Genomic DNA, 4394 nt, shown 5'->3' on the forward strand with positions numbered 1-4394 from the left:
CTACCTGGTGGCGCTCCTGGAGACCTCGGCGTACCACGCCCGCTCCCTCGCGGCGACCGCCGAGCTCGTGCCGTACAGCAAGCGGGTCGGTGCCGATCCCCGGCTCGGGCGCGCGGCGCGCCGCATCGCGCACAACACCGACGTCCTGGTCGCGCACGTCACGGAGCAGGACACGAGCGGCACCGTGGAATCGGGTGCGAGCATCGCGGCGATGCTGGAGACGGACGGGCTCGGGGTGCCGGCGGCGAACACGGTCACGTTCCGTGTGCTGCGGCATCTGCAACGCCTCGACGAGGGCATCACCGGTCTGGCGCGGCCCCTCGGAGTTCCCGTAGGACCCCGCGTGTGACAGGAGTCGATGATTGACTGGTCCGAACGCCCGCGTCTGAGGAGGGACTTCATGTCGGACCAGGGTTCCGGATACGCCGCGGCGTCCGAGCTCCGCGGCCGCATCGACACCACGACTCCGCACTCCGCCCGCTTCTGGAACTACTTCGTGGGCGGCAAGGACCACTACGAGGTCGACCGGCAGGTCGGTGACCAGATCAAGGAGATCTTCCCGGGCCTGGTCGACGTGGCGCGCACCAGCCGGTCCTTCCTGGGCCGCGTGGTGCGCCATCTCGCCGTCGAGCAGGGGATCCGCCAGTTCCTCGACATCGGCACGGGGCTGCCCACCGGGGACAACACGCACGAGGTCGCCCAGCGCGTGGCTCCGGACGCGCGGATCGTGTACGTGGACAACGACCCTCTGGTTCTCACGCACGCACGCGCCCTGCTGACCAGCACGCCGGAGGGGGCGACCGCGTACCTGGACGCGGACCTGTACGACCCGGCCGCGATCCTGAAGGCCGCCGGGAGCACCCTCGACCTGTCCCGGCCGGTCGCGCTGATGATTCTCAACACGCTGGGGCACGTCGACCCGTACGAGCGGGCGCAGGGTCTGGTCCGGCAGCTGACGGACGGGCTGGCGCCGGGCAGCTTCCTGGTGGTCAGCGACGGGACCGGCACGAGCCCGGGGATGATCGCGGCGTCGGCAGCGTACAAGGAGAGCGGCGCGGTGCCCTACCACGTGCGCTCGGTCGCCGAGGTCACCGGGCTGTTCGACGGTCTCGAGCTGCTGGAGCCCGGCGTCGTGCGGGTCACGGAGTGGCGGCCGGAGCCCGACGCGGTGCCCGCGCAGGGCAGGGCGGTGGACGCGTACGGCGGCGTGGCCCGCAAGGTCTGACACCAGGTCCCGCGCGGGACGGCAGACGCGTCGAGGCCGGGCCCCGCATGCTGCGGGACCCGGCCTCGACGGATGGATCAGAGCTGGCCGGACTCGGCGATCGTGATCTTCGCCGAGGTGGCGCCGCTGCGGGAGCCGAGGGCCTCGATCTTCTTCACCAGCTCCATGCCGTCCTCGACCTCGCCGAAGACGACGTGCTTGCCGTCCAGCCAGTCGGTGACGATGGTGGTGATGAAGAACTGCGAGCCGTTGGTGTTCGGACCCGCGTTGGCCATCGAGAGCTGGCCGGGCTTGGTGTGCTTGAGCTGGAAGTTCTCGTCGGCGAACTTCTCGCCGTAGATGCTCTTGCCACCCGTGCCGTTGCCGGCGGTGAAGTCGCCGCCCTGCAGCATGAAGGCGGGGATGACGCGGTGGAAGGAGGAGCCGGCGTAGCCGAAGCCCTTCTCACCGGTGCACAGGGCGCGGAAGTTCTCCGCGGTCTTCGGGACGACGTCGTCGAAGAGGTTGAACGTGATCCGGCCCGCGGGCTCGTCGTTGATCGTGATGTCGAAGTAGGTCTTGATTGCCATGGCGCAATCCTTTCATCACGACCCGCCGAATGCCGATTCGGCCCGCCAGCACGACCGTCCGGGGACAACCGGTAACCGTAGGCTGTCCGTCCGTGACCGGATCAGGCCGTCATCCGCTCGCGCGCCTGCACTCCGTCCCCCAGCGGCCGTACTCCGTGAGCGAGGCCGAGCCCGTAGGGCGGCATGTCGCCGTAGATACTCTCGTACCCGCCGGGCGGGACGACGTAGGTCTCGTGCCAGATGCCGACATGGCCCCGGCTGTTGCGTGCGTACCGGTTGATCCGCGCCCACCAGGGGCGGTGCCGCTTGTCGGGCAGGGCCGCGTAGGTGAGGAGCTTGTCCTTGGACTCCCAGTACTGGATGACGAAGTACGTGCGCGGGTTGGCCGTGCCCAGGACGTGGTGGAGGAGTCCCAGGCTGCGGTCCTTGCCCAGCTCTCTGAGCATCATGGGCATCGCCAGGAACACCGGGAGCCAGCGGTGCAGCGCCCAGAAGTGGTTGATCCGCATGCCGACGAGGAAGAGCACGGCTTCCCCCTCGACGGTGGCGGTCGTGCGGCCCAGCTGTGGTTTCGCGGACACGACTCTCCCCGATCCGTCGGACTCCGGTGTGGTTGGATAGTTACACTTTCCAAGAAGGGGCACAAGGGATGCGACTTGCGGAGCTGAGCGAGCGCAGCGGCGTGCCGGTCGGCACGATCAAGTACTACCTGCGGGAGAAGCTGCTCCCGCCGGGCCGGCGGATCAGCGCGACCCAGGCGGAGTACGAGGAGGCGCACCTGCGCCGGCTCGCCCTCGTGCGGGCGCTGATCCAGGTCGGCAGGGTGCCGGTGGCCACGGCCCGGGAGGTGATCGCGCACATCGACGACGACTCCCTGAGCACGACGTTCCGGCTGGGTGCCGCGATGTGGGCCCTGCCGCAGCCGCCGGACCCCGACCCCGAGGACGCGAGCACCCGGCGGGCGACGGCAGTCGTCGAGTCGCTCGTCGAGGAGCTCGGCTGGGAGCACACGCGCGAGATCGGCGCCCTGTCCCCCAGTTACCGCGCTCTGGTCAGCTCGCTGGCGACGCTGGCCCGGGTCGGGTACGACTTCCCGGCCTCCAACCTGACGGCCTACGGCCGTGCCATGCAGCAGGTCGCGGACCTGGACCACGACCACCTGGCGATGTTCGAGGGGGACACCGAGAAGGCCGAGGTCGTGGTCGCCACCGCGCTGCTCTTCGAACCGGCCCTGCTCGCGCTGCGCCGGCTCGCCCAGCAGGAGGAGACGACCAGGCGCTACGGCTTGTGAGGACCGGGCCGGGGCTGCCTACGATGACGGCGGGCCCCGGGACCCCGGCGGCACGCGGCATCGGGAGGGGACCCTCATGATCATTTTCGGCACGCGCGGCTATGTGTACCAGCTCGCCATGCTCACGCTGGTGTGCGGCCAGTGCGGCAATCCGGCCGCGCACTCCCTGCGCAAGTACGTCACCAAGTTCACGCTGTTCTTCGTGCCGCTCTTCCCGATCTCGACCAAGTACCGCACGCAGTGCACCTTCTGCGGCATGGAGCAGCAGCTCCCGAAGGAGCACGCCGAAGGGCTCCTCGCACCGGCGGCCGCGGCCCCGGGCGGCGCCGCCCGCCAGGAGCACACCCAGGGCTGAGCACGAACGCGCCCGCACCGGACAGATCTTGGCCGAAACTGTGCGCCCGTCGGCTTGACCCGACCGCTTCCCGATGCCCCCTGCGCCGCCGCTCCGGGGGCATCGGCCGTGGGACACCCCCGCGCACGTGCCGTTCCGTCGCGCAGACTTCGCGCAGCGCCTTATCACGTCGCCTTACGGAGAAGGCGAGTTCACGACGAAGTCACCGGCAGGGCGTACTACCCGGATTGTCCGGTCTGCTCGGCGCGCGGCATGGCTAGCATGAACGCTCGTACGGTCCGGAACGGCCGCGTCCAAATGGGCTGCGCGCCTTCCCGGCCCGAGCCGTCGACGTGACCGGTCGGCGCTCCGCCCCCCGCACCCAAGCACCGAGGGACCGCGCAATGTCAGTGCCTGCTCCTCCCCGCCCGCGCACGACAGCGAAGGCCCGGCGCACCTCGCTCGGCACGGCGCTCGTCGTGCTCGTGGTGGCCGCCGCCGCGGCCGGTGCCGCGGCGGCCCTCGCCCCGTCGGCCGCCACCGGCTGGGCGGTCGTCACGGCGCTGGTCGCCTGGGTCTGCCTCGCCGTCACCGTGCTCGTCTGCCATGCCGCGCTCGGCCGCGCACGCCGGGACGCCACCCGGGTCCGGGACGAACTGGCCCTGGCCCAGGGCCGGATCGCCCAGCAGTCGGCGGAGGCCGCCCAGCTGGTGAACCTGGGACTGCCGGCCGCCCTCGGCCGGATCCGCGAGGGCGGTTCGGCGGCCCCGGCGTCACAGGTGCCGTCCGACCCCCAGCTGCGCCGGATCCTGGACGAGTTCACGGCCGCCGTCGAGACCGCCGACCGCGAGAGCCGGCAGGCCGCCGCGGACCGGGACGCCGTGCGCGGCGAACTGGAGCGGGGTGCCGCGGAGTTGACCCGCATGTCGCAGGAGACCTTCCCGGCGGCCGTGGCGCGGCTGCACGCGGGGGCGT

5 protein-coding genes and 2 pseudogenes are annotated in these 4394 nt (G+C 71.1%); 5 read left to right on the plus strand and 2 right to left on the minus strand.

The genetic code is table 11. From position 1 onward, the window contains the following. A pseudogene (locus tag GTW43_RS30645) lies at nucleotides 1-349 on the plus strand (FUSC family protein); the annotation flags it as partial. 51 nt (nucleotides 350-400) lie between these two features. Then, nucleotides 401-1225, plus strand: a complete 825-nt coding sequence (locus GTW43_RS30650; RefSeq protein WP_161305248.1) for an SAM-dependent methyltransferase — start codon at nucleotides 401-403, stop codon at nucleotides 1223-1225. Between the two features lie 77 nt (nucleotides 1226-1302). On the opposite strand, the gene GTW43_RS30655 is transcribed toward GTW43_RS30650, so the two are convergent. Beyond that, on the minus strand, nucleotides 1303-1794 hold the full coding sequence (locus GTW43_RS30655) for a peptidylprolyl isomerase (protein WP_161305249.1): 492 nt from the start codon (nucleotides 1792-1794) through the stop codon (nucleotides 1303-1305). A 101-nt stretch (nucleotides 1795-1895) separates the two neighbouring features. Further along, on the minus strand, nucleotides 1896-2375 hold the full coding sequence (locus tag GTW43_RS30660; protein ID WP_161305250.1) for a DUF4188 domain-containing protein: 480 nt from the start codon (nucleotides 2373-2375) through the stop codon (nucleotides 1896-1898). 68 nt (nucleotides 2376-2443) lie between these two features. Between GTW43_RS30660 and GTW43_RS30665 the strand changes: the two genes are divergently transcribed. The 3 genes and pseudogenes from GTW43_RS30665 to GTW43_RS30675 all read left to right on the plus strand — a co-directional run. Beyond that, complete coding sequence (locus GTW43_RS30665) at nucleotides 2444-3085, plus strand: MerR family transcriptional regulator (protein ID WP_161305251.1); 642 nt, start codon at nucleotides 2444-2446, stop codon at nucleotides 3083-3085. Between the two features lie 76 nt (nucleotides 3086-3161). Then, entirely contained in the window at nucleotides 3162-3440 is a 279-nt protein-coding gene (locus GTW43_RS30670; RefSeq protein ID WP_161305252.1) for a zinc-ribbon domain-containing protein, read from the plus strand. Nucleotides 3441-3823: 383 nt separating this feature from the next. Beyond that, nucleotides 3824-4394, plus strand: a pseudogene (locus GTW43_RS30675) (ATP-binding protein); the annotation flags it as partial.

It is taken from the genome of Streptomyces sp. SID5785 (assembly GCF_009870065.1).
Lineage (GTDB): Bacteria > Actinomycetota > Actinomycetes > Streptomycetales > Streptomycetaceae > Streptomyces.

What these genes read in the sequence shown, in the direction of transcription:
- GTW43_RS30650 (WP_161305248.1), top strand. Translation starts at nt 401, where the DNA reads ATGTCGGACCAGGGTTCCGGATACGCCGCGGCGTCCGAGCTCCGCGGC.
- GTW43_RS30655 (WP_161305249.1), bottom strand. Translation starts at nt 1,794, where the DNA reads ATGGCAATCAAGACCTACTTCGACATCACGATCAACGACGAGCCCGCG.
- GTW43_RS30665 (WP_161305251.1), top strand. Translation starts at nt 2,444, where the DNA reads ATGCGACTTGCGGAGCTGAGCGAGCGCAGCGGCGTGCCGGTCGGCACG.
- GTW43_RS30670 (WP_161305252.1), top strand. Translation starts at nt 3,162, where the DNA reads ATGATCATTTTCGGCACGCGCGGCTATGTGTACCAGCTCGCCATGCTC.